The sequence below is a fragment of the Cellvibrio sp. UBA7661 genome, from assembly GCA_002483365.1.
Lineage (GTDB): Bacteria > Pseudomonadota > Gammaproteobacteria > Pseudomonadales > Cellvibrionaceae > Cellvibrio.
The window spans coordinates 1-25,260 of sequence record DLHT01000010.1; the positions used below are offsets into that span (position 1 = coordinate 1).

Annotated in this window: 23 protein-coding genes; 11 read left to right on the forward strand and 12 right to left on the reverse strand. The window is 45.8% G+C overall.

The genetic code is table 11. The features are described from left to right. Positions 1 to 129 precede the first annotated feature (129 nt). Both B2739_RS08400 and rimI read left to right on the forward strand, forming a co-directional pair. Positions 130 to 891, forward strand: coding sequence for a hypothetical protein (locus tag B2739_RS08400; protein WP_331345417.1), 762 nt, complete (start codon positions 130 to 132; stop codon positions 889 to 891). A gap of 39 nt (positions 892 to 930) precedes the next feature. Then, entirely contained in the window at positions 931 to 1,413 is a 483-nt protein-coding gene (rimI, locus tag B2739_RS08405) for a ribosomal protein S18-alanine N-acetyltransferase (RefSeq protein WP_331345418.1), read from the forward strand. Positions 1,414 to 1,427: 14 nt separating this feature from the next. Here the strand turns inward: rimI and B2739_RS08410 are convergent, their stop codons facing one another. Both B2739_RS08410 and B2739_RS08415 read right to left on the reverse strand, forming a co-directional pair. After that, positions 1,428 to 1,967, reverse strand: a complete 540-nt coding sequence (locus tag B2739_RS08410; RefSeq protein ID WP_331345419.1) for a response regulator transcription factor — start codon at positions 1,965 to 1,967, stop codon at positions 1,428 to 1,430. Between the two features lie 27 nt (positions 1,968 to 1,994). Beyond that, a complete protein-coding gene (locus tag B2739_RS08415; protein WP_331345420.1) occupies positions 1,995 to 3,281 on the reverse strand; it encodes an ATP-binding protein in 1,287 nt (428 codons plus the stop codon). A 226-nt stretch (positions 3,282 to 3,507) separates the two neighbouring features. On the opposite strand from B2739_RS08415, the gene B2739_RS08420 reads away from it, so the two are divergent. The 4 genes from B2739_RS08420 (at position 3,508) to B2739_RS08435 (ending at position 7,508) form a co-directional block, all read left to right on the forward strand. Next, positions 3,508 to 4,866, forward strand: coding sequence for an MATE family efflux transporter (locus tag B2739_RS08420; RefSeq protein WP_331345421.1), 1,359 nt, complete (start codon positions 3,508 to 3,510; stop codon positions 4,864 to 4,866). A gap of 102 nt (positions 4,867 to 4,968) precedes the next feature. Next, a complete protein-coding gene (locus tag B2739_RS08425) occupies positions 4,969 to 6,546 on the forward strand; it encodes a peptide chain release factor 3 (protein WP_414633221.1) in 1,578 nt (525 codons plus the stop codon). Between the two features lie 2 nt (positions 6,547 to 6,548). Beyond that, a complete protein-coding gene (locus B2739_RS08430) occupies positions 6,549 to 6,878 on the forward strand; it encodes a hypothetical protein (protein WP_331345422.1) in 330 nt (109 codons plus the stop codon). A 69-nt stretch (positions 6,879 to 6,947) separates the two neighbouring features. After that, the gene (locus tag B2739_RS08435) at positions 6,948 to 7,508 is read left to right on the forward strand and encodes a hypothetical protein (protein WP_331345423.1); all 561 of its coding nucleotides are present in this window, start codon (positions 6,948 to 6,950) and stop codon (positions 7,506 to 7,508) included. 80 nt (positions 7,509 to 7,588) lie between these two features. Here B2739_RS08435 and B2739_RS08440 read toward each other — a convergent pair whose 3' ends face one another. Beyond that, entirely contained in the window at positions 7,589 to 8,761 is a 1,173-nt protein-coding gene (locus B2739_RS08440; protein ID WP_331345424.1) for a TonB family protein, read from the reverse strand. Positions 8,762 to 9,034: 273 nt separating this feature from the next. On the opposite strand from B2739_RS08440, the gene B2739_RS08445 reads away from it, so the two are divergent. Next, positions 9,035 to 9,724, forward strand: coding sequence for a cyclic nucleotide-binding domain-containing protein (locus B2739_RS08445; protein ID WP_331345425.1), 690 nt, complete (start codon positions 9,035 to 9,037; stop codon positions 9,722 to 9,724). A gap of 76 nt (positions 9,725 to 9,800) precedes the next feature. After that, on the forward strand, positions 9,801 to 10,478 hold the full coding sequence (locus B2739_RS08450) for a flagellar brake protein (protein WP_331345426.1): 678 nt from the start codon (positions 9,801 to 9,803) through the stop codon (positions 10,476 to 10,478). A gap of 68 nt (positions 10,479 to 10,546) precedes the next feature. Here the strand turns inward: B2739_RS08450 and B2739_RS08455 are convergent, their stop codons facing one another. Next, positions 10,547 to 11,437, reverse strand: a complete 891-nt coding sequence (locus tag B2739_RS08455) for a hypothetical protein (protein WP_331345427.1) — start codon at positions 11,435 to 11,437, stop codon at positions 10,547 to 10,549. A 1,523-nt stretch (positions 11,438 to 12,960) separates the two neighbouring features. Between B2739_RS08455 and B2739_RS08460 the strand changes: the two genes are divergently transcribed. After that, positions 12,961 to 13,383, forward strand: a complete 423-nt coding sequence (locus B2739_RS08460; RefSeq protein ID WP_331345428.1) for a biopolymer transporter ExbD — start codon at positions 12,961 to 12,963, stop codon at positions 13,381 to 13,383. Positions 13,384 to 13,455: 72 nt separating this feature from the next. On the opposite strand, the gene B2739_RS08465 is transcribed toward B2739_RS08460, so the two are convergent. From B2739_RS08465 to B2739_RS08500, 8 genes are all read right to left on the reverse strand, one after another. Further along, positions 13,456 to 13,980 carry a YbaK/EbsC family protein gene (locus B2739_RS08465; RefSeq protein WP_331345429.1) on the reverse strand — a complete coding sequence of 175 codons (525 nt, stop codon included), beginning with the start codon at positions 13,978 to 13,980 and terminating at the stop codon, positions 13,456 to 13,458. A gap of 281 nt (positions 13,981 to 14,261) precedes the next feature. Then, positions 14,262 to 15,545 carry an aminotransferase class I/II-fold pyridoxal phosphate-dependent enzyme gene (locus B2739_RS08470; RefSeq protein ID WP_331345430.1) on the reverse strand — a complete coding sequence of 428 codons (1,284 nt, stop codon included), beginning with the start codon at positions 15,543 to 15,545 and terminating at the stop codon, positions 14,262 to 14,264. Positions 15,546 to 15,672: 127 nt separating this feature from the next. Next, positions 15,673 to 17,604: a M48 family metalloprotease gene (locus tag B2739_RS08475; protein WP_331345431.1), complete on the reverse strand. Its 1,932-nt coding sequence runs from the start codon at positions 17,602 to 17,604 to the stop codon at positions 15,673 to 15,675. 99 nt (positions 17,605 to 17,703) lie between these two features. After that, positions 17,704 to 18,297, reverse strand: a complete 594-nt coding sequence (locus tag B2739_RS08480; RefSeq protein ID WP_331345432.1) for a LemA family protein — start codon at positions 18,295 to 18,297, stop codon at positions 17,704 to 17,706. Between the two features lie 92 nt (positions 18,298 to 18,389). Continuing rightward, positions 18,390 to 18,983 (reverse strand): BON domain-containing protein, encoded by a 594-nt coding sequence (locus B2739_RS08485; RefSeq protein WP_331345433.1) that lies wholly within the window; start codon positions 18,981 to 18,983, stop codon positions 18,390 to 18,392. After that, complete coding sequence (locus tag B2739_RS08490; protein ID WP_331345434.1) at positions 18,984 to 19,568, reverse strand: SIS domain-containing protein; 585 nt, start codon at positions 19,566 to 19,568, stop codon at positions 18,984 to 18,986. It lies immediately after the preceding gene. Positions 19,569 to 19,617: 49 nt separating this feature from the next. After that, positions 19,618 to 20,028: a YraN family protein gene (locus B2739_RS08495; RefSeq protein WP_331345435.1), complete on the reverse strand. Its 411-nt coding sequence runs from the start codon at positions 20,026 to 20,028 to the stop codon at positions 19,618 to 19,620. A 61-nt stretch (positions 20,029 to 20,089) separates the two neighbouring features. Next, positions 20,090 to 21,979, reverse strand: coding sequence for a penicillin-binding protein activator (locus tag B2739_RS08500; RefSeq protein ID WP_331345436.1), 1,890 nt, complete (start codon positions 21,977 to 21,979; stop codon positions 20,090 to 20,092). Between the two features lie 84 nt (positions 21,980 to 22,063). On the opposite strand from B2739_RS08500, the gene rsmI reads away from it, so the two are divergent. Both rsmI and B2739_RS08510 read left to right on the forward strand, forming a co-directional pair. Continuing rightward, a complete protein-coding gene (gene rsmI / locus B2739_RS08505) occupies positions 22,064 to 22,921 on the forward strand; it encodes a 16S rRNA (cytidine(1402)-2'-O)-methyltransferase (protein WP_331345437.1) in 858 nt (285 codons plus the stop codon). 177 nt (positions 22,922 to 23,098) lie between these two features. Further along, positions 23,099 to 25,219, forward strand: a complete 2,121-nt coding sequence (locus tag B2739_RS08510; protein ID WP_331345438.1) for a TonB-dependent receptor family protein — start codon at positions 23,099 to 23,101, stop codon at positions 25,217 to 25,219. Positions 25,220 to 25,260: the final 41 nt, after the last annotated feature.

A 25,260-nucleotide genomic window follows, 5' to 3' on the forward strand; every position in this document is an offset into this window, starting at 1 on the left:
ATAACCAATAGGGGGTTTTCTATTTTTAGCCTTTTTAAGGTTCGGTAATAGATTTTATTACTGCTCTCTGTTTAGATGGGAAGTTGGTAACTTATTGGACCTGTATGTTCGGGTAATGATGGGCGTGTTATGAACGAGTTACAACGGCAAATTTATCTATCGATAATGGGAATTGAGAGTTATGTGCCACGTTGGCATTTAGCGTCTGCTCCAGTATCGATCGCTTGTGTTATGCCTGACCTACCTGGATCGTCTATAGATATCATAGGCCTTAATGAGATACCAAACTTTGGCATTCCTGCTCCATCATTAATAGAAAACCAAGCCCCATCTGCTTTGCTTGATTCTTTAATAGCCACTACAGATGCAAGAAAAAAATCGGTATCGTTGCAGATAGATGCAACAACTATCCTTCAACAATTTGAAGAAAAAAAATCTCCCACTATTCAGCCATTTTCTCTGAGTATTTGGAGGCCAATACCGGGCTTTTTGATTATCGATACACGAAACACAAAGCTGGCTTTACCAACAGAAGTTTTGCTTGGCAATATATTGCGGACATTTCTAGGATCGGCGTCTTTTATTTTGGACGAAGAAATTATGCGTTGGCCTATGATTGAAAATCGTTTTGTTCCCCGTACAGAATGCGATGCAAGAAGTGAGTTGCAAACTTGGTTAGCTGTTGAGAATGAGTTGCGACCCATCAATTCTCTCTGGTTGATGGGAGAAAATGCGGCAAATTATTTTTTACCAAAAGATATGAGCTGGGTTGATACTTGTTGGCAAAGATCGGTTGTGGATACGCTATCCATACAGGCTTTCATACTCCCGAGCTTAAATAGTTTATTACAAGACCCACAGAAAAAAGCAAAGCTATGGGCGTGCGTGTGAACGTATTGTGTAAACCATATTCGTTTATGTACATCGAAAATGACTGATATTTTTATTTTATCTGACCAGACTTATACGGGTATGGCTCTTGGCTATCGTTTGCTTGAAGCAAATGATATTCCCGCAGTAATGGATTTGGAACGAAAAGCCCACTCTCATCCTTGGCGGCAATCCAGTTTTGAGGACTGCTTGAATGGCCGTCAGAAATGTTGGTTGGCGGAACATAAAGGAGCATTGGCAGGATATGTAGTAGTAACACATGGAGGCGGTGACGCTGAATTACTGAATATTTCCGTATCGCCTGCATTTCAGCGAAAGGGAATAGGGCAGTGTTTATTAAAACTTGCTATTCAATGTGTTAAAGAAAAAGCGGATATGCTGTTTCTGGAGGTGAGAGTCTCTAATCATAAAGCTATTGCTCTTTATGAAAAAGAGGACTTTTTTGAGGTTGGCCAGCGTAAAAATTATTATCCAACAGTTAATGGGCATGAGGACGCGTTACTGATGGCTCGTCAGCTCTAATGATAGTGCGGACTTCACTGCTTTACAGGACGTTTTTGTAGCTTACGTTGTAATGTTCGTCTATGCATACCGAGCACTCTTGCGGTAGCAGAAATATTTCCCCCCTGTTCTTGTAACACTTTCTGTATATGTTCCCATTCGAGACGATCAATAGATATTGGTGTGTAACTCTCTGCAGTTAATGGTGTTGTATTGTGTGATCCAAACGCAGTAAGAATGTCATCGATATCTGCTGGCTTACATAAATAATTCACTGCCCCGGATTTTACAGCTTCTACGGCCGTTGAAATGCTTGAGTAGCCAGTCAGCATGACAATTGCTAAGTCTGGTTGACGCGATATCAATTCCTTTATTAATACTAAGCCCGAATCTTTACCTAATTTTAAATCAACAATAGCTTTGGAAAATAATGAATTGCTTATTAACCATAATGCTTGTGCACTGTCACTTGCAATCCGGCTGGTGAAACCTCGCCGATGTAAAACTCGCGCAAGCATTTCAGCCAATGTGTGATCATCGTCTACGATTAGAAAGTCGATTGGCATTTTATTCATAAGCATCATGTTCTGATGAGGTTGTCGTTATTGGTTTTCAATAAAGGGGAGTTCTAAATAAGTGCGTGTGCCTTTTTCTTTGCGATTGTTTAACTCAACCGTTCCACCATAACGGTTGATAGTTGCTTGAGTTAATAATAATCCTATTCCCAATCCTTTGGCTTTCGTTGAAATAAATGATTTCCCTATGTGTGCGGTAATTTCTGCTGCTATACCAGGTCCATTATCATCAATTATCCAATGCATTTTTTTTGTGTCCCAAGCAATTTGAATTTCAATGTTTTCAGGGCTTGCATCGGCAGCGTTGTTTAATAAATTGATAATGGCCTGTGCAATTGTTGGATGAAATTGTCCCTTGATGTTTGGCAGTTGATCAGAGATAGAAATAATTGAGGTGACATCCGGGCGCATTATCTGCCAGCGTTCAAGCAGTGCGATGCAATAACTACGTACATTTTGATCCTGTAATTTTCCTGCTTTTCCTTGTTCTGCTGTGGTCACCAGTTCATGCAATGTTGCAGCGCATTGATTGACTTGATCTTGCAAAATTTTTAAATCGCTCTGTAGTGCGGGCACATGAGCATAGTCTGCTTTCAGTTCACTCAATAATAGCTTCATGGTTGAGAGTGGTGTCCCTAATTCATGTGCTGTTCCCGCTGCTAATGTGGCAACTGCCATCACTTGCTCATCTCGTAATTGATCTTCTCTCCAGCGATTTAATTGTGCTTCTTGTGTGCGTAAATCGTGCGCCATTTTTACAATAAAGTAAGTAATCAAACAGGCACTGATAAAAAAGTTCAACCACATACCCAATACATGTAAATTCAGTGAACTATCGGCCTGGTGGTGATGGGGCGAAAGAATCGGTAGCGGAATATGGAAAAAAAGTAACAGTGAGTAGCTTATAACTCCGAGTATTGTGATCGCCAAAGCGTAGCGGCCACTTAATGTTGCTGCACATATACAAATAGGGACAAGAAAATAAGAAACAAAAGGATTGTTCGCTCCGCCACTGTAATAAAACACCACACTGAGAGCGATTAAATCGATCAGCAAATGGATAAAAAACTCCATTTGTGTCACAGGTAAAGGGTTTTTTAAACGGACAAAGGTAAGAAGGTTGATACCTGTCAAAATGATAAGCGCGATCAGAATTTCTGAAAAAGGCAGATTAATAGTTCCATTTAATAGGAAAATAACAATTGCGATACCCAGACAAGCCAAGATTAACGTTCGGATAATGACCCAGTAGCCTAAATGCTGCGCATGACCGGCGAGGGTGAGTGAGGAAGAAAAAATGGTTTTTTGGGACATGTGCGCCGAATGGTAAATGGGGTCAGGGATGAGCAGATTATAGCGGACTCAGCTTTGATCGCGGTCGCCATATCCATGATTAGCCTGCGACACTTTGTCGCGGGATTAACGGCATCGTCCGGGGCACAGCGCGCGACTGGTGTATACTGCACATCATTTTTTGATCCAGCAGCGCCCCCCTGCTTCTCTGGATCGTCTCATTTGACCGCAACAATCGGCAGTGTTTATGGCAACCCCCTTACAAGCAACCCTCACAGAAGGACGGGTCTCTGAACAACTGAAAAATCTGGCATTGCCATTGGTGTGGGGTTTGATGGCGACCATGTCGCTCAATGCGATAGAAACATTTTTTATCGCCCAATTAGGGCGTGAGCCTCTGGCAGCACTCAGTTTCACTTTTCCTATCATTATGGTTCTGACCAGCTTGGGGATCGGTCTAGGTGCCGGCACATCTTCTGCTGTTGCCAGAGCAATAGGTGAGGGCGATTCTGGCAAGGCGCGTAGGCTTGCGACTGATGCGATGAGCCTGACTTTCATTATATCTGCAAGTGTCTGCTTACTTGGTTGGCTTACGCTTGAGCCTCTTTTCCTGGCGTTAGGTGCTACGCCCGATTTGATTCCTCTCATTCGATCCTACATGTCTATTTGGTATTTCAGTGCGCCTTGCTTGATGGTACCGATGGTTTGTCTGTCCGCATTGCGGGCAATGGGAATGAGCCAAGTACAAGGTTATTTGATGGGTGGGGCGGCATTGCTCAACGTAATGCTGGACCCTATTCTTATTTTTGGATTATTGGGGATGCCCGCCCTTGGGTTACAGGGTGCTGCTGTCGCCACCTTGATTACCCGGGTCCTGATGTTAATCGTGGCACTATATATTTTGCATGCCCGTGTACACATGTTGGTCAATCCATTCTTGCCCTGGGAAAAGTTAAAACATTCCTGGCAAGCAATTATTGAGGTGGGGATTCCTGCGATGGTTGCGAATGTGATTATCCCATTTGCCAGCGCTATCGTTGTTGCCATGGTTGCAGCCTATGGCACAGATGCAGTTGCTGCACTGGGTATTGTGATGCGCATCGAGCCTTTGGCACTTATTGTGTTTTATGCATTATCCGGTGTTGTCGGTCCATTTTTCGGACAAAATTTTGGTGCAGGAAAGTTAATCAGGCTTAATGAAGCCTTGCGAGTGCTAACAATTTTCTGTTTGGCTTTTGGTGTTTTTCTTGCCGTGATTCTCGGTTTTTTTGGAGCCGAAATCGCTGGTCTTTTTGGCGATCATGGTGAGGTTATCTCTATTGCCGCAACCTATTTAATGATTGTACCTGTGAGCTACGGTGCTTATGGATTGGTGATGTCGGTCAATGCGGCGTTTAATGGATTAGGCAGACCCTGGCCTGCGATGCTGTTGTCGGCAGGGCGTGTTTTGTATATTTACTTGCCTCTCGCGTGGTTGGGGCAATATTGGTGGGGAATGACAGGGCTTTTTATTGCGACTGCGCTCGCCAATATTACGCTTGGGATCTGGGCATGGTTGTGGCTGAATAGACATATCCATCTTCAGGCTTTATCTGCAGAGCCATAGCCTGTTAATTTGCGTTGCCTACCTTCAATACACTCCGAAAATAAATACCGGAGTATAATTCCGACAACTGATCTTTCTTCTTTTATATAGCGCGATATTTCTATGAGTAATTTGACTACTGAACTAGCCAAACGCCGTACCTTTGCAATTATTTCCCACCCTGATGCTGGTAAAACGACCGTCACAGAAAAGCTGTTGCTGTGGGGGAATGCCATTCAATTGGCTGGTTCGGTAAAAGGTAAACGCGGCCCGCATGCTAAATCTGACTGGATGACAATGGAGCAAGAGCGCGGAATTTCTGTGACATCTTCAGTGATGCAATTTCCCTACAAAGATCGAATAGTGAATTTGCTCGATACTCCTGGTCACGAAGACTTCTCTGAAGATACCTATCGTACGCTGACGGCTGTCGATTCTGTATTGATGATGATCGATGGCGCTAAAGGCGTTGAAGATCGAACCATTAAATTGATGGAAGTTTGCCGTCTGCGTGACACGCCTATTCTCACATTCATCAACAAGATGGATCGCGAAAGCCGCGATGCGGTTGAGTTATTGGATGAAATCGAGAATGTATTAAAAATTACAGCTGCGCCTATCAATTGGCCATTGGGAAGCGGTAAGGAATTTCTCGGTGTTTATAACTTTTATACCGATGTGATTCATGTATATGAACAAGGATTTGGTCATACCATTCCTGATGATGTTCAGATCAAAGGCTTGGATAGCGCTGAAGCAACTGCATTTATGGGCGTTTATGCGGATGATTATCGAGAGCAAATTGACTTCGTTCGTGGTGCAACCCATCAATTTGATTTAGACGAGTATCTTGCCGGGCGAATGACACCGGTGTTTTTTGGAACTGCATTGGGCAACTTCGGTGTACGTGAAATGCTGGACGGTTTTGTCGAGTGGGCACCGACTCCGCGCGCGCGCGCTACACATGAGCGTGTTGTAGAGCCAAGTGAAGAAAAGTTCAGTGGTTTTATTTTTAAAATCCAAGCCAACATGGACCCTAAGCATCGCGACCGTATCGCGTTTATGCGTATTTGCTCCGGCACTTACTCACAGGGCATGAAAATGAAGCATGTGCGTTTGGGTAAGGATATTAAAATTGCCGACGCAGTTACGTTTATGGCGGGTGATCGCAGTGCAGTTGATGAGGCGATAGCAGGCGATATTATTGGTTTACACAACCACGGTACTATCCAGATTGGGGATACTTTCACGGAAGGTGAAAGTTTAAAATTTACCGGCATCCCGCATTTTGCTCCCGAGCTTTTCCGCCGTATCCGGTTGAAAGATCCACTTAAAATGAAGCAGCTTCAGAAAGGGTTACAGCAGCTTTCCGAGGAGGGCTCAACACAAGTATTCTTCCCAATAAACAATAACGATATTGTTGTTGGCGCAGTAGGTGTGTTGCAATTTGAAGTGGTTGCCTACCGGCTTAAAGATGAATATAAGGTGGAGGCAATTTACGAACCTGTCAGCGTTAATACTGCGCGCTGGTGCGAGTGTGATGATGCAAAAAAGTTGGAAGAGTTCAAACGTAAATGTGCGGAAAATCTCGCGTTTGATGGTGGTGGCCATTTGACTTATCTGGCTCCATCTCGAGTCAATTTATCCCTGACACAAGAGCGTCATCCAGAGGTTGTCTTCCGCGCAACCCGCGAGCATTGATTATGGCGGTTTTCATTGTAAGTTTGCTGATATTCCTGAGTGTTATCGCAGTCTTACTATGGGTTAAAACCCCGCATTATCAAATGAGTAAAGATGATGTTGTACAGCTCTTGCAAAAGGTTTTAGTTGGGCAAGCAGGCGAAAATGATTGGGCAATTTTTTTGTCTTCTTCATTTCGTCACTGCCCTGAACTGGAGCCGTTCCGGGACGCATGTGCAGCAATCGATGAGAAGGAATATCTTGGGCATACCCGTTCAGGTTTTCTATTCAGTGAAAGCGGACTTGCACAAATTCGTGAAATTCTAAAACAACTTGAGCAAATGGACTGCTGACCAACATGTGAGTTGTTTGTTGCTCGTTTATAATAACTATCTATCCCATTACTATATGTAGGCGCAATCTTGACAATACCCTCTGATAACAAGGATTTGATTTGGGATTTGGATGCCTTCAATCAACGCCAGCGAGCAGTTGACTTCGTAATGGGCTTTGAAAATAAATTGTGTGTTTACTCCAGTTCAGTGGAGCAGCTCTATACCAATTACAATATCTTCTTTCCTAAAGAAGAAGCGCGGAAATTGGTGATATTACCTAACCCATATATGCCACACGATACCTTTAACGGTATTAGTGAGAAGGCAGTTACCCCCACGGGGATGGAAATTATTCCCGGTGTTTATCAATCGCGCCCCTGCTTATTTTTACGTATTCCCTTCCGTAGTGGCACAGTGAAGTATCGAGCATTGCCATTGCAAATGGGGTTGGATATTGTCAGAAAAAAGCTACCGCCTAATAAGCCCTTTCTACCGGTACTCATGAAAGGAGATTTGCGTGAACTGGATGCATCAACTCCTTGTCTGCATTTGCATGCAATACATCTTGATCGATTGGTCGAGCATTCAGTCTTGGAACGCGGCGGAATTCATAAAGTGATTGAGCAGCGATTACGTCAATTGGGTTGATTGTTAGTTTTCCATCAATAGACGTAACAATAAAAAAGCCACCTTACAGGTGGCTTTTTTATTAGCTTCATGAGTCGTGGTTATTCCGGCAATGCCCAGCGCATGGGCACTGTAAACTCAAAACGTGCTCCTGCAATTTCTGCGGGTAATGCAGGGAAGGGCGCTGAACGTTTGATAGCATCGAGTGCTTCTCTATTCAGCATATCGTATTGGCTCTTTTCTAATAAATCGGTGTTGAGAATGTTACCTTGACGGTCAATAACAACCGCAACACGAACGTTTCCAGCATAACCACGATCCAGCGCGCGCTGTGGATATTTTGTTTTTCCCCGGATTATTTTGATGGCATCAGAAACGTAAAATTGGCGTGCGAGAAGGGTTTGTGCTGTCAGAGCAGGACCATCATCCTCTTCCGCCTCCTCCGGTTTTGTAGCAGCCACCACTACAGGTTTGGCTGGCACACTGCTAGTCGTAGCGATTGATGATGCTGCCGGAGCACTTGGTGCAGGAATATTCAGCGTTGGTTTTTCAATGGCAGGAACATCCAGTTTAGGTACCTCGACTTTCGCAACGGGTCTTTCCTGAGCTGCAACCTCTTTGGGTATTTCAGCATTTTTTGTTTCTTTTTCTGCGGCCAAGGGTTCAGACCACGCTTTAACTTCAGCAACCCTTGCATTGCTGGGGTTGATGCTGTTGAAGCGACTGCGTAAGCCTGCATCGACATCACCCACTTTAAGCAAACTATCACGGTAGTCTGATGACAAAGGTATTTTGCCAATCCAGGTAGATAACAGCATAGAGAAGAAAAGGTTATCTTTAATATTGCCAAGAACTACACCATTTACCGCAATATCAACGCCTTTGCCGGGCGTGTTGGTAAAACTGACGAAGTCACCATTTAAAAAACGCCCTTTAAACATGCCATCAAATTTCACCATGTTGTCAGCTTGGGCGGTCAATGCATCAGCTTTGCTATTTACCGCCATACCTTCGATCCACATACGGCTGAAGCGCCGTGTTGTTAAACCGTCTGGTGCAACTATCTTTAACTCCATTCGCATAGGTTGGATGTTGTTGATGAGCGTATCAGCATCATTACTGAGTGACTCGGAAAAAAGTGCTCCGATAAACACCTCTCTTCCTAACTCTTGGTGCACGCCAATCCCGTTGAGCATAGGTTCAGCGCGGAGCAAGTGGCTGGATAAAAATAAGCAAATACCGATGAGAACGCGGAATAGACGGTTGAAGCGCATAGTCTTGCTACTCTCTATTTTTAGGGACTTTGTTGTGGTGTGATGTGTTTGTCCAAATTTATAAGCTGGTCTTGTTATGACACATCAATATGATATAGAAAAAATGCGTAATAGCGTACCTTGCTGATAACTTGGCTATAGTTGTTCTATGTATATTCGGTAGTATCATATCAGCCTAAGGATTTTGGGCGGTAATGGCACGTTTGGCGGCGTGCATATAACAAATTATTAATAAAAAACACATATTACGGGTAAATGATGGAAACGAAACCTTTGCATAAGATACCTCGTGAAACATTAGAGCATTTATTGTCTGGTATCCCCTTTTTCAAAGTTGTCAGGCAACAAGATCTAAAACAATTTGAGTTGTTACTGCAAGCATCAAGAGTGGTCTCATATCTTCCCGGGGAAGTTGTTTTACAAAAAGGAGAATCAGGAAACTGGCTTTATTTCTTGTTAAAAGGAAAGCTGGCCGTTTATGTTGATCAGGCATTAAAAGGTGATCTCATCAACTATGTTACTCCAGGTGAAGTATTTGGCGATTTAGCCCAGTTGATGGGACAGGCACGTACAGCAACGGTTATTGCCGACTCTGGTGCGAAAGAGTCTATGGTGTTAGCGTTAGACTTTAATGTTTTTGGCCCGCTTAATTCGGTAAGTCCCATCTCTCGTCAAACCAAACTTGCGTATTATCGAAATACGGCACACAACTTGCGCTGGAAGCTAGAAGTGTATCGTTCACAACATTTACATCATGAACTTGCCAATAAACATCGGCAAATCAAGCTTTACGTAGGGCCAAAAGACACCTACGAAGAACTGGCATCACTCTATCAACAATCGCAATCGTTGGCACTTTTGTTATTGGAGTGGAACAAAGAGTTCGGTGTTCTCTCTGCAGAGGCATTATCCCAAGCAAGCCCTACGGTGATTTCATCCTCACAAAGCCACCCACTCAGTTAACAAGATGTAACGCATTTGTTTTTTCTGCTGCTACACTTTCTAAAAATAACACCCAATAATTGGTGCAGCCCTCATAATGAGATTCGAAGAATTAAAACTGGCTTACGGTTATCCGCTGCAATTACAAACGACTTCTCTAGCGGGCCAGCCGGAGCGCTTTTCTTGCCGACTTATTGGTTGTTTACCAGGGCGTAGTGTTCTTTTATCTGTGCCCAAGCAGGCGGGGAAATTACTCAAATTCAGGCTTGGGCAAAAAATTGTAGTTAGATTGATGATTGATAATGGCATTGGCATCTTTGCCGGTATTGTCGAGGCTCAGACTCAAGAGCCATATCCCATTTTGCACTTAAGCTATCCTGAGTCGGTTACCTTTAAAGGTATTCGCAATGCTACCCGCGTTGCCGTACGCGAAAAAATGACAATAGTTAATACCAGCTTGGAAATAAAACCTTCAACAACAGGTTTTATTTCCGATATTAGCATCAGTGGCGCGCGTATCGAACTAGGGGACGATATTGCAGAGATAGGAGATATTCTAGAGCTTAGGGCTCATGTAGATATTCGCAGTATAACGAAGGAGTTAGTCTTAAGAGGGGTCATCCGTTCGCGAGTGGATCCAACTGATAATCTAGATGATGGTGTTTTAGTGAGTTATGGATTGGAGTTTGTAGAGCAGACCGATGATCAGCGTTTAATAATGTACGCTTATGTATTTAATCAAATGGCGTTACAAGAACACCCAAGTAGTAATTGACGCATTATTGACGGAAATACTAAATAAAAAAGGCACCCGAAGGTGCCTTTTTTATTTGGTGCAAGTTATTAAGCAGCAGTTGGAGCTGCAGCTTTTGGCTTGCGGCCACGTTTAGCTGGTGCTGATGCTGCAGGCTTTTTAGCGGCGGGAGCTTTTTTGGCTACTGCTTTCTTAGCTGCTGGTTTTTTAGCTGCTGGAGCTTTTTTGGCTACCGCTTTTTTAGCAGCAGGTTTTTTGGCAGCTGGAGCTTTTTTGGCTACTGCTTTCTTAGCTGCTGGTTTTTTTGCAGCTACTTTAGTCTTGGTTGCTTGCTTTTTTGCTGCTGCCTTAGCTTTTGCTGCTGCTTTTTTTGCTGCGGCTTTCGCTTTCAGTGCCGCTTTTCTATCAGCAACTTTCTTTTTCAGTGCTGCTTTCTTGGCTGCTGCTTTAGCTTTAGCTGCTTGTTTCTTAGCTGCTAGTTTTGCTTTTGCGGCGGCTTTTTTGGCTGCTAATTTAGCTTTAGCTGCTGCTTTCTTCTCAGCAGCTTTTGCTTTTACTGCAGCTTTTTTAGAGGAGGCTTTCAGGCGTTTTGCAACAGCAGCTTCTGCTTTCGCAACAGCTTTATCATGAGCTGCCGCAAGTTTAGCAGCAGCTTTGGCGGCAGCAGCAGCTTTCTTGGCACCAGCAACGGCAGCTTTAGCAGCAGCTGCATCTTTCTTGGCAGCTGCAACAGCGGCTTTAGCAGCAGCAACTTGTTTAGCTGAACCAGGAGTTTTCTTTTTAGCGGCAGAGGTCAGCTTGCTTTGAGCAGCTTTCAGTGCAGCAGTTGCTTTTGCAGCGTCTTTAGCTAAACCAGCAACAGCTTTAACTGCGTCCGCTGCCTGAGCTGCGCGAGCTTTTGACAGTTGGGTTTTCAGTTGGGCTAATTGCTGTTCCAAACTTGCAACAGTATTAACAGCGGTTTGTTTACGTGCAGCCATGGTGTGCTTCCTTTATAGTTTTCGAAAAGTCGTAAATGGATTAAAAAGTCCAACATGTATAAGTTAAAACTTTATTAAAAAAATTCAAGTTTTTTGCGCAAAATACTCAATAAAAATGCGTTTTTTTGACAGTTTTTAGTAAAAAAATGTGTTTTTCTGAACTTTTCGGAAAGTTTTTCCATTTTTTTAATCGGCATCTGAAAAACAGATACGAGTCTCATCTGGTTTTACCCGTGAGTGCGTAGGTAATTTTTAATTTTAAATTGCATGTTTATACGTTCGTTTCATCGGAAAATTGTTCTTTACAGAGATGTTCTGCATCTACCCTACGCTGTTTAATCATCATGAATCGTTACTCTTGAGGTTCTGTATTTATGGTTTTTATCGGTTTCAAATAAAGCTACAAAAGGAAGCTGTTCTGTTCAGATAGAAAACGGTCTTTAGCTAAAGGCTGTTTTATTCTTTTGTGTGTGCTTTGAATGAGATTGTTTGTTGTATCAAATCTTCTTCTTTGGTTCGTCCGTGGTAGTTTTATGGTTTACCGGAGAGTGTTGTTTTGTTGGAGGCATATTATTGCCAGGGTTGAGGTTGGGTTGAGTGTGTCTGTATTTAGGGTTTTGTTTGAGCGGCAATGTTTATTAGTGTTTGGAATTTATCTTTTATGCTGGCAGGTGAGGGATAGCTTCGATTTGTTATAGGGAGTCGAAAATAAATTTACCACTAGAGTTTTGGTGAGTGCGTGATTGATTTTAGTGCGCAAATTGACCCTGGGTGACTGGATTTTTGGCGAGGGAACTGGAGTGACATGCATCAGTTGTTTGTCTTCCTAATTCTTTGAAAAAAATGCCTGATTGTCTTCTAGTGTAATAATTTGATTTGATGGTAGAGATGTAAGGTGTTTTTGTTCATTCTGAGGTGCCCAGTGCACCGCTTATCGAAGTTGAAAGTAATTGTACATTGGTGCTTTCATCTGTATTGGATGGACGAGTCAAACGAATAGGATTATCTGTACCAACTGAGTAGTTATTGGTTTGTACCGGAGGTTTTGGTTTGATGGTTGTGTTCGTGAGAGTTCTAACCAGAGCATTCTGCTTTCATTATCAATAATGATCTCATCATGAAAACAATTTCTGTTGTGAGTGGCAGTACCATGAGTTCCCTGTTGCATGCATGAGGTTCGGTGCGTTTTATGGTTCTTTGTAAAGACCCTGCTAGAGATGACCGAAGCTACCGAAAAGAACTTACTGGTGCTTTGGTTGGCGCTGGTTTTTTGTATAGGGTGAGCGAGGGACTGATTTTGGCTGGTATTGGCAAGGTGACTGATTATTGACGGATTTGATGTTCGCCAACACTTCCAGTGTGGCTGGTTCAAGAAATGAACATTCCATAGATGGGGTTGAATATTTCACGTAAATTCCTGTAGGGAGGGGTGATAAAGGTTGGTTTTTGTTTTGGCAAAACTGCTAGAATTGGTGTTTTACCCCTAGACTGACTAATAACGTTTAACACGAGGAGTACCCACAGTGAGCCGCAGAAAAAAAGGCCAAGCCGGTGATGATGGTAATGAAATTGACTTGACCCCCATGCTTGACGTGGTGTTCATCATGCTGATTTTCTTTATCGTGACTGCATCTTTCGTTAAGGAAGCCGGTTTTAACCCTAATGTTCCGGAAAAGAATGATAATCCTCCTCCAGAGAATGCTGACCCGAACATTTTGGTACGTATTTCTCCTGATGACCAAATCTGGTTGATGGAGAAAGAGGGTGAGCGCCGTCTTGATGCGCGTTCCGTTCGTTCAAATATTGAGCGTCTGCGTGCAGAGTTGCCGAAAGCGGCTGTGATTATTCAAGCCAGTGGTCGTGCGAGCACGGGTACCTATGTTGTAGTAGCAGATGCTGCTCGTGAAGCCAAAGCACCCAATGTGGTACTGGTTCCAATAGATTGATTGTCTCTCTGTAATCAAAAAGCCGCTTGGGCAACCAAGCGGCTTTTTTTATATCTTATTGGTGATCGGGGGTTAAAATTCGTATTCCTGCCGTACATACTTTTTGGGAAGTTTGCTGTGGCGATGTCGGTCTGCGCTGAAGTGATCATGCAGGTGTGCTTGCATCAACTGTGCAAAGTCTGGCTGTTTTAAGCGAATCAAATGGCGATGATCCCCTGCTTCTACGTAAACTTCTTCTACGCCCAATAATTCTTCATCCCAAATTACATCTAAACCATAAGCTTCACCCAGAGCGGGAATCGCTCCTTCGGAACAATCTTTAAAAATTTCTGCCAGCTCTTCCTCTTCAACCAATTCCATATGTCGGTCAAAAATTTGATTGAGTGTATGCCGAAGAATTTTATTGCGAGAGGGTAGTACACAAAGTGTGTAGTGAAAATCTTCATCGCGTAAGAGAACGCCTTTTGCAAGACTGTGATCGTCTATTCTTGCAACACGTGCAGTGTTATAAGAACCTTCGCAATAGTCATGTTCTAGTAGCGTGAAGTCGATTTGCTTTGCTTTTAAATATTTTTCTACTGTTGCAGCGACACCCATACAAATATCTCCTATGGCGATAGCGCAGAGAAAAGGGTTTGATTTTATTTAAAGCATTACTCTCTTGTTTGAGGCGATAGTTAAGGGTTGATATGAGTTTATATAAAGGTAAAAACCTTTACTTACTGGAGTATAGAAAGGATTTTGATAGATGCGCCAAGTGTTTTGGAATTAATCCTGAGTTATTAGAACGCTTGGTTGTGAAGGCGCTTGTGGTGTAATCGTCTTAAAAAGCAAAAAGCCGCTGTTATCAGCGGCTTTTTGAGCAGTATCGCGGTGTATTAACTTGCATTAGCCAGTTGTTGTTTTATTGATGCCAGTTTCACGCAGGTGACAAATACTTCCATCGCTCCGACAACTTCAGGAACAGTGGGAACCGAAGGTGCGATACGAATATTGCGGTCTTCAGGGTCTTTGCCGTAGGGATAGGTTGCGCCGGCAGGTGTTAATTTCACACCAGCCTCTGCTGCAAGACGCACGGTTTCTTTTGCACAGCCTTTGCGAGTATCAAAAGAAACAAAATAACCGCCGACAGGTTTTTCCCATGCACCTAAATCGGTGCCATCAAATGCACTGCTCAATGCACTGAGTACGGCCTCAAAGCGTGGATTTAACAACGCAGCATGTTTTTCCATATGCGCCATCAATGCTTCTTTGTTGGGGAGCAAACGCGTGTGACGGATTTGGTTTACTTTGTCCGGCCCAATGGTGCAACTGTTCAAAAACTTTTTGAAACCGGCCAAGTTGGCTGCGCTGGCAGCAACAAATGCAACACCTGAGCCCGCGTGGGTAATTTTGGATGTTGATGCGAATTGCACGACAGAATCTTCGGTGCCGTTGCGACGTGTTGCTTCCAAAATGCTTGCGAGTTGCGGTGCATTTGGAATCAAGTCATGTACTGAGTAAGCGTTATCCCAGAATACACGGAAATTCGCGCTGGCGATTTGGCCGAGTTTGGCGATACGCTCGACGGTTTCATCGCTGTACACAACACCGGTTGGGTTTGAGTATTTGGGTACGCACCACATGCCTTTAATAGAACTGTCAGCTTTGATCAATGCTTCTACGGCATCCATATCCGGACCGGTAGAAGTCATGGCAACATTGATCATTTTGATACCGAGTTGTTCGCACACGGTGTAGTGACGGTCGTATCCCGGTACCGGGCAAATGAACTTGACTTCACCTTCGTTTTTCCAGGCGCTTGCGCTGTCTTTCAAACCAAATTGATAGGCAGTCAGCATTACCTGAAACATCAGGGTCAAACTGGAGTTGCCGCCGACCAGTACATTGGCGGGTTCAACGCCCATGATATGGGCACCTAATTGTTTGGCTTCTGGCAGGCCGTCCAATCCACCGTAGTTGCGGGTATCAGTACCATCCGCTGCAATGTAGTCGCCTTTCAAGAATCCATCGAGTGCATCGGAAAGATTCAATTGCTCGGCCGACGGCTTGCCGCGGGTTAAGTCGAGGTTGAGTTTTTTAGCGAGGATAGCCTGGTATTGGGCGGTCAGTTGGCTTTCCCATTCGCGCAGTTGCGCTACAGATGCGTTGTCCAGTTGCAAGGTAATTACCTCATTTGGTTGGCAGGATTTTCAGTTAGCGAGATTGTTCAATTGGCAGAATAACGTGCGGCGCATTATACCCGTTCATGATGGTGTTGTTGTAGAGCGATTGGCTGTAAAGGCGCGCTTAGTTGGTGATACGGGGAATGAGCGGTGGTATTGGGCAGTCAAGGCTATCAGCGATAGCGCGGAATATTTCTGTTTCTACAACGCTGATACGGCCGTCGAAATGAATACAGGCGCTCATCGCTTTTAGTAATTGGGGTTTTTGTAATGGTTTGACCCGATTCAGTTTTTCCAGTGCGATGTCCGCATTGGCCAATTTGATTTGACCGCGAGGCAAAAGCGTTAGTGCGGGAAATGGCAACAGTGATTGTGAATGTATAAATGCTGCATTTGCATCGTCATTGTTATCGGCTCCAGCATAGGCGAGCAGCGATAACAAAAGCTGGCATTCGGCATGTAAATCGCGCAGTGACAAACTGCGTTGGATATTGGGTTTGTATTCGAGGTTGTGTTGCACTATGCGATAAAACGACCACTCCAGCAGGCTCACTTTTTTATCGGAATTAATCAATGCATTCAATCCGGCGAGAAAATGTTGGCGTTGGCTTGGTGATAATTCTTTTAATGCGGGCATACAGAGTTCAAGTGCAGGCAGACGCAAACGGGTTTCCAGCATTGCACTGTTATTGATGACGCGTTGTAAATTATCCAGCTCATCCTCGGAGACATAGTTGTTGAGCAGTGCTAATTGTTGCGTGCGTAAGTCTGGGTGACGGTCAAGCAAGAGGCCGAATACAACGGCGCGAGCACTGAAGGCTTGAAGTGTTGCTTCTTTTATATAGCGTGGGATTTCACTTAAACGTTCTTGCGCTACACCAATCTGTTCAACAGTCGGTTGCGCTATTTGCTGGAGAGTTGCATTTATATCGATAGCGGCGTTATCGGCAGTACTGTCGTGTAACCCCATCGCACCATCAGCTGCGTCCAAAGTCTTCCTTCCTTTATATGTATTTTCTGCAAAGTGTCCATCCCAATAGGGATTAATGCGTTTGATTCGCTCTGTTAATGGCGGGTGTGTGGCCATTAAGTTGAAAAACAACTTTACGCCTTGGCTGAAATACATATGGCTGAATTCGGCGGCGTGTTCATTGTGCAGTTCTGAGCCGCTACTGCTACCACCAATTTTTTTGAGCGCGCCGGCGATGCCATCCGGGTTGCGTGTGAATTGCACGGCAGACGCATCTGCTAAAAACTCTCGCTGTCGGCTAACTGCAGCTTTGATCAGGTTGCCAAAAAAGGTACCGGTGTAGCCGATAATTAATAATCCCAAACCCAACACCAGCATTACGAAAGGTGAGTTGTCTTTACTGGAGCGGCGAATATTGCGGTTGCCAGCATGACGAATGAGAAACTCCCCGATCAATCCAATGAGTAAAATGCCGTAGAGCAGTGCGATCAAACGCATATTCAAGCGCATATCGCCGTGAAAAATATGGCTGAATTCATGCGCAATCACGCCCTGAAGTTCATCGCGCGTGAGTTGGTTGATGCAACCGCGGGTAATGCCGATCACTGCATCTTGTGGTTTATAACCTGCAGCAAATGCATTGATTGCATCGTCTTCAATTAAATAGACGGGCGGGACTGCAGTGCCGGAGGCGATCGCAATTTCTTCAACAACATTCAGGATTTTACGTTCATCCGAATCTTGCGTATTCCCATGTAGAAGGCGTCCACCCATCGCTTCTGCAACTGACCTACCACCGGATTTCAATTGAAGAAAGCGAAATAAACTGCCTAACAACACAACACTGGTAATGCCTATAGCTATCCAGGCAATAGCTTGGGGAGTTAATGCGTGAGAAACCCCTGCCCAGAAACTTTGCGGAGATGCGTTGCCGTATGCATCGGTGTTTCCTTGCTGCGAAACGTAAATCAGCGTGGCAAATAACAAAACGGTTATGGCCACTAATGAGGCGACCGCAACAGCAAGAAGCAAAATGAGTTGTTTGGATTTGCGTTTGGCGCGGTCTTGATGCTCAAAGAAGTTCATCCGGGCACACCCCAAGAGAAGATCGGCGGCAGGCTTGCAACTTATCAGTAAAACAGTTGCAAGCACTGTGTAGTGATTGGTCGATTAAAATTGCACGTCCTAAAATTGGACTTTTGGAGCAGCCTGGATTTCTGCGCTATCGGCAAATACCAACAAGCTTGCATCATCGATGTGACCAAAGCTTTTTGCAAAAATGACAGGTGGAAAACTTTGTTTGTAGGTGTTGTAAGTTGTAACAGCATCATTAAACGCTTGACGTGCAAATGCGACTTTATTTTCTGTGCTGGTTAATTCTTCTGATACTTGCATCATATTTTGCGAGGCTTTCAAGTCTGGATAAGCCTCCATCACGACATTCAAGCGGCTCATTGCGCTAGTCAGTAAACCTTCTGCTCCAGCAAGTTCGGTCATTGCTGCAGCGCTGCCGGGATTTGCAGCAGCGGCTTGCAAACCGGTCATCGCCTGATTGCGTGCATTGATTACGGCTTCCAGCGTTTCGCGTTCGTGTTTGATATAGCCCTTGGCGGTTTCAACCAGATTGGGAATCAGGTCATAGCGGCGTTTCAGTTGCACTTCAATTTGCGAAAATGCGTTTTGATAGCGATTTTTAAGAGCAACCAGCTGGTTGTAAATCCCGACTACGTAAAACACCAGTACGGCAGCAATCACAAGAATAATGACGGTAGAAATCATGAGAGGTTTCCTTTGCGGGTATGGAGCAGTCAGCGTTGGTTATCTGTTTTGCATGATACTAGCAGGATGAATGCAGATTACCAGTGGCACCCTTAATCGACATACTCGAATACTTTGACTACCTGAACGACGCCGCGAGTATTTTTCGCTACGTCAGTGATGCGTTCTGCTTCATAGCGAGATACTAACCCCATTAAATAAACAGTTTTTGCTTCAGTAATAATGCGCACCCGACGGCTTTGGATGCTGCTGGCAATCAGTTTGGTTTTGATTTTGGTGGTAATCCAACTGTCTTTGCTTTTCGCTTGGAGATCGCTATTTGCGGCGACCGATAGTTCATTGTGCACTTGGCGTACCGGATTGATTTTCCCCAGAATTTCGCCCGCCTGCTGTTTTAATTGCTCACTGGGGACTTGTCCGCTGAGCAGCACTATGCCGTTAAAACTATCGATATTGATGTTGGCTTCTTTCAGTGCATCTCCACCTTTATCGAGGTTGACACGTGCCACTGTTTCTATCTGCTGATCATTAATTTTAGTGCCGAGAGTACGTTTATTGTTATTGATTTGGATGGGCTCGCTTGTGGTAACACCAATAATTTTGGCGCAACCTGCCAGAGTTATTGCAATGACAAATAACACAAACACATAAGTGAGTTGGTGAAACGTCTGGCGGAAGTGGCGCATCTAGAATCCTCCAAATAATTGCTGATCGATAAGATCACACAGACAAAACAAACTGAGTAAATGCACTTCGTGGATACGGGGTTTGGCCACTGACGGAATGCGAAGTTCCATATCCCGCTGGTCAAGCAGTGCCGCTACATCACCGCCATCACCTGCGGTAAAGGCAATAACATGCATATCTTTATCGTGAGCAGCACTAATCGCCTGCAGTAAATTTGAAGATTTACCTGTGCTGGTCAACAGCAACAGAATATCCCCGGGTTGACCAAGTGCGCGTATTTGTTTTGCGTAGATATCATTAAAACTGTAATCGCTACCAATGGCCGATTGGGTGGTGAAATCGGCACCCAAGTGGAGTGCCGGCAAACTGGGGCGCTCTTGTTCAAAATGATTGACGAGGCAGGCGGTAAAAATTTGCGCTTGTGCAGAGCTGATACCATTGCCGCAGGTAAGTATTTTCTTTTCGCTCAGCAATGCGTGAACTATCAGCTCGCTGGCTTGTGCAATGAGTGGGGCCAGCTCTTCTCCTGCTTGCATTTTAGCTTCAATACTTTCGTGAAACAGGGTGATGACGCGTTGTTCCATAGCAAATTAACTTCTGTGTATAGAAAGATAAACGAGTTGCCAATGAATTTTATGCACCAAAGGCATTTTGAATCCATTGGATGGGTGGGGCAGTGCCGGTTTGGTCTAATGCTATCACATCAAAGCGACAGGCGACCTTATCGTAAAGCCGCTGCTCCTGTAAAAAACGCATGGCTGTTTTTATAATTTTTTGCTGCTTGCGGTAATCGACAGTCTCAATGGCGGGTGCAAAACGCTTGTTGGTGCGTAAGCGTACTTCAACAAATACCCAGGTTGTACCCCGGGTATTTTTGTGCAACATAATCAGATCTATTTCGCCCAGTTTGCAGCGGTAATTTTTCATCCGTGTGATTAAGCCCTGCTGGTGCAAAAACGCTTCTGCTTGCGTTTCAGCTTGTACTCCCAGTGTGAGGTGAGTGGGGCTATCACTGGGGGTGGCATCCTTGTCTCGGTTACACATTCTTATTCCTTGATTTAGCGTATTTTTAAAATCGATGAGCCTTTTTTAAAATTGATGGAGCTTAGTAAGCCAATTCGTTTTCGTTGATGACCATAGGTAAGGGTTGCGCTTCGCCATTGCGGAATCTTACCCATATTTGTTCACGCTCGATGCGTCCATCAACCAACATATGCAGCGCTCCGGTCGCGCCATAAATGCGCATATTGGGAACTTGCTCCAGTTGCGGTAAGCGTGCATAGAGGCGAAATGCATCGGCACCCAACGCGTGCAAACGGCCGTAAACAGCAGCGGATTTGGTGTGTTGTGCAACTGCTTGTTTTTCGCTACTGGTGGTATCGAACAACCAGGGCATAGTATTAAAACGCACGCCGTTTAAATCGCGATCTGCTTTGGGATTCGGCTGTCCGGAATACACTTGACTGGTGGCGTATACGGGAATATTGCCTGCATAGTGAAATGCAAATGTGGGTTTGATCTGACGCGCTTGTGCGGGGTCAGCGATTAAAAAAATCATATCGACATCACCGCGGCTGCGCGGTGATGATTGCAGTTGCACACCCAGCAATTGTTGCAATTCACGCGTGCGGATTTGGCTTTGTTCAATAAGCATTGCATCTTTTACCAGCCCGGAATAATTCGCGCCGGTCTGGAACTGTGTGCGATTAACAACAATGCCGCCGAGTTTTTCCCACTCGTCCGTGAAGGCGCGCGCACTGCGCTCACTCCATTCTTGCGTAGGGATAATAATCATTGCCTGACGATGCCCTTCCAAAAATGCTTGCCGTGCAACTTGTCGCGCTTCGTCTTCTACTGCCAATCCAAATTGATAGAAACCTTTCAATGGTTGTGCAGGTGGTGCATCCGGATAATTCAGCGAGAGCATTGGTACTTGAAGTGACGGCATTAAACTCAATTCAGTCACTTTTTCTTTATCGATGGGGCCAATCACTAAATCAGCGCCCTCATCAACCGCTTGTTGATAGGCAGCAAGTGCGTCGACGCTGCTATCGTACTGACGCACCTCCGGCGTATAACGGCCGTTACTTAATGCTTGGTAATACGCGGCAAAAAAACCATCGCGCACAGCTTCGCCTGCTTCGGCAAGCTTGCCTTGCATAGGTAATAACAGTGCGATTTGTTTGGGTTGTTGGTCGATCAAACTTTGCAGCAAGCGCAAATCACTGGGCAAGTTATCGTGCGCAGGATGGCCGCGCCATTCACGCAACCAGTTTTGCAATTGCTCACGCTGCTGCTGCAAATCAATTTGGTTATTTTTATTGATTGCCGCGAGGCTATACCAACCGCGCGCTGCTTGTCCGTGTTCGTTCTGGCTCAGTTGTTGTAATTCAGCAAAGGGAATGCTCATTAAATTTTGCCAGAGTGCATCCTGGTTTTTTTGTTGCTGCGTTTTATTGTCGATGAGCCCGGCTAATTGAATCCGCTCGTTTACGCTTTCTTGCGCTTCACCTAAAAGCGCAAATACTTGCGCACGTTTTTCGCGTAATGACACCTCCATGAAGGGTTCCATGTTTTGCCATTGTTGTTCCAGCCGTGGCTTGGTTAGAATGCCGTGCGCTAAAAAGTTGGAGCCTTCATGCAGTGCAATCGCACTCAATAAATCGGTGTGTTTAATGTAGGCTTGGTCAGCAAGGATGTCGGTATCCATATCAACCAGCAAGTCGCGCGCGCGGTTAACTTTTTGGTTTGTGATGTACACTTGCGCCGCTTGCAATACCAGGCTTTCACGTTCAGGTGAGGGCGCTTGATTTGCCATCTCTAAGAGCTTACTTGCACTAATAGCTTCAGGTTGGGTTTTGACCGGAGCTTGTTTGGGTTTGCCTGGCTGGTGTGGGTTACTGCCGCAGGCAGACAAGCTTAGCGCCAGTGAAACAGCCGTCAGGGTGATAAGGGAATGATTTGATAAAGTGCGCAATAGTGGCCGTATCGGCATGAAAACCTCGGTAAAAACCTGCGTAAATGTGTAATGTCCCGGCCGATATTGCTGGCCTCAACCTGATCTTTTCCGGAGCCTCTTATGACAACTGCAGCCTCACATTCAGGCATTCTTTATGTCGTGGCGACCCCGATTGGTAACTTGGGCGATATGGTACCGCGAGCGGTAGAAACTCTACAAACGGTCGCATTAATTGCCGCTGAAGATACGCGACACAGTTCCCGTCTATTATCCCATTTCGATATCAAAACTCCCTGTATCGCCTATCACGATCACAGCGATGAATCGCGGGTGGAGCAACTGGTAAAACGCCTGCTTGCGGGGGAGTCAATCGCATTAATTTCTGATGCAGGTACACCGCTGGTGTCTGACCCTGGTTATCGGTTGGTGCGCAGTGCGCGTCAGGCCGGTGTTCAGGTTGTCCCTATTCCTGGTGCTTGCGCCATGATTGCGGCGCTCAGTGCAGCGGGTTTGCCCTCTGACCGTTTCGCTTTCGAGGGATTTTTGCCCGCCAAACAGGTTGCCCGCTGTGCCCAGCTACAGTCGCTTGCGGCTGATCCACGCACCCTGATTTTTTACGAAGCGCCGCACCGGATTCTGGAGACATTGCAGGATATGACGCAGGTGTTTGGCCCCGAGCGGGAGGTCGTTATTGCCCGTGAAATCAGTAAGACCTTTGAAACCATAAAGGGCGATCAAGTCGGTGCACTGGCAGCCTGGGTGGAAAGTGATAGCAACCAGCAGCGCGGTGAAATTGTGCTGTTGGTACACGGTGCGCCCAAGATCGACAGCGGTGCCATTACCCCGGAGCAAATTCACATTATGACCGTGTTGCTGGATGAGTTGCCGGTCAAACAGGCGGCGGCTATAGGGGCGAAGCTGACCGGTTTAAAAAAGAACTTTCTCTATGATTGGGCTTTGCAGCAGGGCGATAAGTAGCGCTTTATGTTTTTTTGCATGGCAATGTGACGAGAAGTTAGGTGCAAATTTGATGTAAATTATTCTTATTTGGTATAGTGGCGCATCTGAAAGTTTTTTGCGTGTGCATCTGATTGACATAATCAATCCTGTGCCGTGCTGGTAGAAGACACATCACTGTAACTGAAGGAATCTCCAATGCATCACTCTCTCCGCTCTGGCGCTATTGCCAGTCATTTTTTACCTGCCTCCTTGAACCCTTTGGCTGTCGGCATCGCATTGGTATTTGCCGGTAGCTTGATCGCCGCCCCCGCGCTTGCCCAGACCGAACCTAAAACGTTGCCCAAAGTAGTTGTTGTGGGCACGGAAGATGGCGATATCGAGCGCCAGCCGGGAGCGGTGGCGATTGTGACCGAAGAAGAGCTGCAAATTCGCCAACCTCGCTCCACTGAAGAAGCGCTTAGAGCTGTTCCAGGTGTGGTGATCAAGCCGGAAGAGGAAAGTGCGATTGTGGTCAATATTGGCATTCGCGGCTTGAGTTCAGCGGATTACAAAACCCTGATCCTCGAAGATGGCGTGCCCATCGCACCGGGCTTGTTCGTCGGTAATGGCCGCTACTACAACCCTCGCATCCAGCGTATGGAGAGCATCGAAGTGCTCAAGGGCGCTGCTTCTTTGCGCTACGGCCCCAGCACGATTGGCGGCGTCATCAACTACATCACCAAACAACCGGAAGATGGCGTACAAGTCGAGGCGCGCGCCGGTTCGTTTAATAGCCGTGAAGCGACCTTGGAAGTGGGCGGCTCAACCCCATCGCAAGAGGCGCAATTCGGTGCCTTCATCACTCATGCAAGCAGCGATGGTTTTATGGACAAAGGTTATGACATGACCGATGTGATGATCAAAACCGGTTTGGCGCTGGGTGATAACCAATGGCTGAGTGTGAAGTTCAGCGATTACGACAGTGAAGCCAATATTTCGTATCGCGGCCTTTTCCTGCAGGAATACAAAGACGGTGCAGACTATAACCCTGCGCCGGATGATTACTTCATCAGTGGCCGTCGCGCGCTGGACATCAGCCACGAGTGGGACATCAATGCGACTGCCAAGCTCAGCACCCTGGTCTTTGGCAGTGAAACCTATCGCGATTACTGGCGTTACAACACCAACAATGCGGCATCTACCGCTGCTGGCCAATGGGTCTATTTGGATACCCTGAATGGCAATAACCGCAGTTTTGATCGTTTTGGTGTGGACAGCCGCCTGAAGCTGCAACATCAGTTGTTCGGTATCGCTAACGAAGCAGAAATTGGCGTGCGCGTGATGAGTGAATCCATGGACGATGTGACTATCGCCGCCACCCGTGCGACACCGCGCACCGGAACCATCAACAAAGACACGGTCGAGTCTGCGGACAGCCTTGCGCTCTACTTGCAAAACCGCTTTGTGGTGACGGATCGCTTGGCCGTGACGGCTGGTTTGCGTACCGAAAGCTACGAGCAGTCCAGCAAAAACAAACGCGTTGCCACTAACAACGAAGCCGACAGTTCAAATACCGAGGTGCTGCCGGGCATTGGTGCTACCTACCAAATCAACACGGGTTTGCAGGCGTTTGCCAGTGTGTACAAAGCCTTCTCGCCTGCATTGAATGGCGATGCACTGAATGGATTGCAGGACCAAAAGTTGGATGCAGAGCGCTCTATTAACATCGAGACCGGTGTGCGTGGCGCTGCGGATAAGCTGAGCTATGAGTTGACCTTCTTCCGCATGGATTTTGATAACCAGATTATCCCTGCCAACTCCAACAGCCAATTCCAGCGCACCAATGGTGGTGAAACCTTGCATCAGGGTCTGGAAGCAGCATTGGCGTGGGAGTTGGGTGGCGGTTTTACCGTGAAATCCAGTGCGACTTATATTCCGGATGCTGAGTTTGTTGGCGCGCGTCGCGATGCCAATGGCAACATCACCACGCCGGATGGCAATCGCGTGACTTATGTGCCTGAGTGGGTAACCAACCTGAGCCTTGAGTACAAAGCCGGAAAGCTGCGCACAGCGCTGGCGTTGCATCACACCGGCGAGCAGTACACTGATGTGCTCAACACCAAGCCGATTACCGAAATTACATCCGGCTTCTTTACCGGCCAGATTGATAGCTACACCTTGTTGGATCTGAACGCGATTTATGAGCTAAGTAAAGATGTAAGCTTCAGCGCCAGCGCCAAGAACCTGACTGACGAACGCTATATCGCCAGCTTGCGCCAAGGTATCTATGTGGGTACCGAACGCAGCCTGGATGTGGGTGTTAAGTTCAAGTTCTAACGTTCGCTATCAGGCGTTTGCAAGCTAACAATCCCGCCAGT

What these genes read in the sequence shown, in the direction of transcription:
- B2739_RS08455 (WP_331345427.1), bottom strand. Translation starts at nt 11,437, where the DNA reads ATGGCTGCACGTAAACAAACCGCTGTTAATACTGTTGCAAGTTTGGAA.
- B2739_RS08450 (WP_331345426.1), top strand. Translation starts at nt 9,801, where the DNA reads ATGAGATTCGAAGAATTAAAACTGGCTTACGGTTATCCGCTGCAATTA.
- B2739_RS08415 (WP_331345420.1), bottom strand. Translation starts at nt 3,281, where the DNA reads ATGTCCCAAAAAACCATTTTTTCTTCCTCACTCACCCTCGCCGGTCAT.
- B2739_RS08440 (WP_331345424.1), bottom strand. Translation starts at nt 8,761, where the DNA reads ATGCGCTTCAACCGTCTATTCCGCGTTCTCATCGGTATTTGCTTATTT.
- rimI (WP_331345418.1), top strand. Translation starts at nt 931, where the DNA reads ATGACTGATATTTTTATTTTATCTGACCAGACTTATACGGGTATGGCT.
- B2739_RS08425 (WP_414633221.1), top strand. Translation starts at nt 4,969, where the DNA reads ATGAGTAATTTGACTACTGAACTAGCCAAACGCCGTACCTTTGCAATT.
- B2739_RS08410 (WP_331345419.1), bottom strand. Translation starts at nt 1,967, where the DNA reads ATGAATAAAATGCCAATCGACTTTCTAATCGTAGACGATGATCACACA.
- B2739_RS08490 (WP_331345434.1), bottom strand. Translation starts at nt 19,568, where the DNA reads ATGGAACAACGCGTCATCACCCTGTTTCACGAAAGTATTGAAGCTAAA.
- rsmI (WP_331345437.1), top strand. Translation starts at nt 22,064, where the DNA reads ATGACAACTGCAGCCTCACATTCAGGCATTCTTTATGTCGTGGCGACC.
- B2739_RS08485 (WP_331345433.1), bottom strand. Translation starts at nt 18,983, where the DNA reads ATGCGCCACTTCCGCCAGACGTTTCACCAACTCACTTATGTGTTTGTG.
- B2739_RS08420 (WP_331345421.1), top strand. Translation starts at nt 3,508, where the DNA reads ATGGCAACCCCCTTACAAGCAACCCTCACAGAAGGACGGGTCTCTGAA.
- B2739_RS08500 (WP_331345436.1), bottom strand. Translation starts at nt 21,979, where the DNA reads ATGCCGATACGGCCACTATTGCGCACTTTATCAAATCATTCCCTTATC.
- B2739_RS08430 (WP_331345422.1), top strand. Translation starts at nt 6,549, where the DNA reads ATGGCGGTTTTCATTGTAAGTTTGCTGATATTCCTGAGTGTTATCGCA.
- B2739_RS08495 (WP_331345435.1), bottom strand. Translation starts at nt 20,028, where the DNA reads ATGTGTAACCGAGACAAGGATGCCACCCCCAGTGATAGCCCCACTCAC.
- B2739_RS08400 (WP_331345417.1), top strand. Translation starts at nt 130, where the DNA reads ATGAACGAGTTACAACGGCAAATTTATCTATCGATAATGGGAATTGAG.
- B2739_RS08510 (WP_331345438.1), top strand. Translation starts at nt 23,099, where the DNA reads ATGCATCACTCTCTCCGCTCTGGCGCTATTGCCAGTCATTTTTTACCT.
- B2739_RS08475 (WP_331345431.1), bottom strand. Translation starts at nt 17,604, where the DNA reads ATGAACTTCTTTGAGCATCAAGACCGCGCCAAACGCAAATCCAAACAA.
- B2739_RS08465 (WP_331345429.1), bottom strand. Translation starts at nt 13,980, where the DNA reads ATGGGTGTCGCTGCAACAGTAGAAAAATATTTAAAAGCAAAGCAAATC.
- B2739_RS08480 (WP_331345432.1), bottom strand. Translation starts at nt 18,297, where the DNA reads ATGATTTCTACCGTCATTATTCTTGTGATTGCTGCCGTACTGGTGTTT.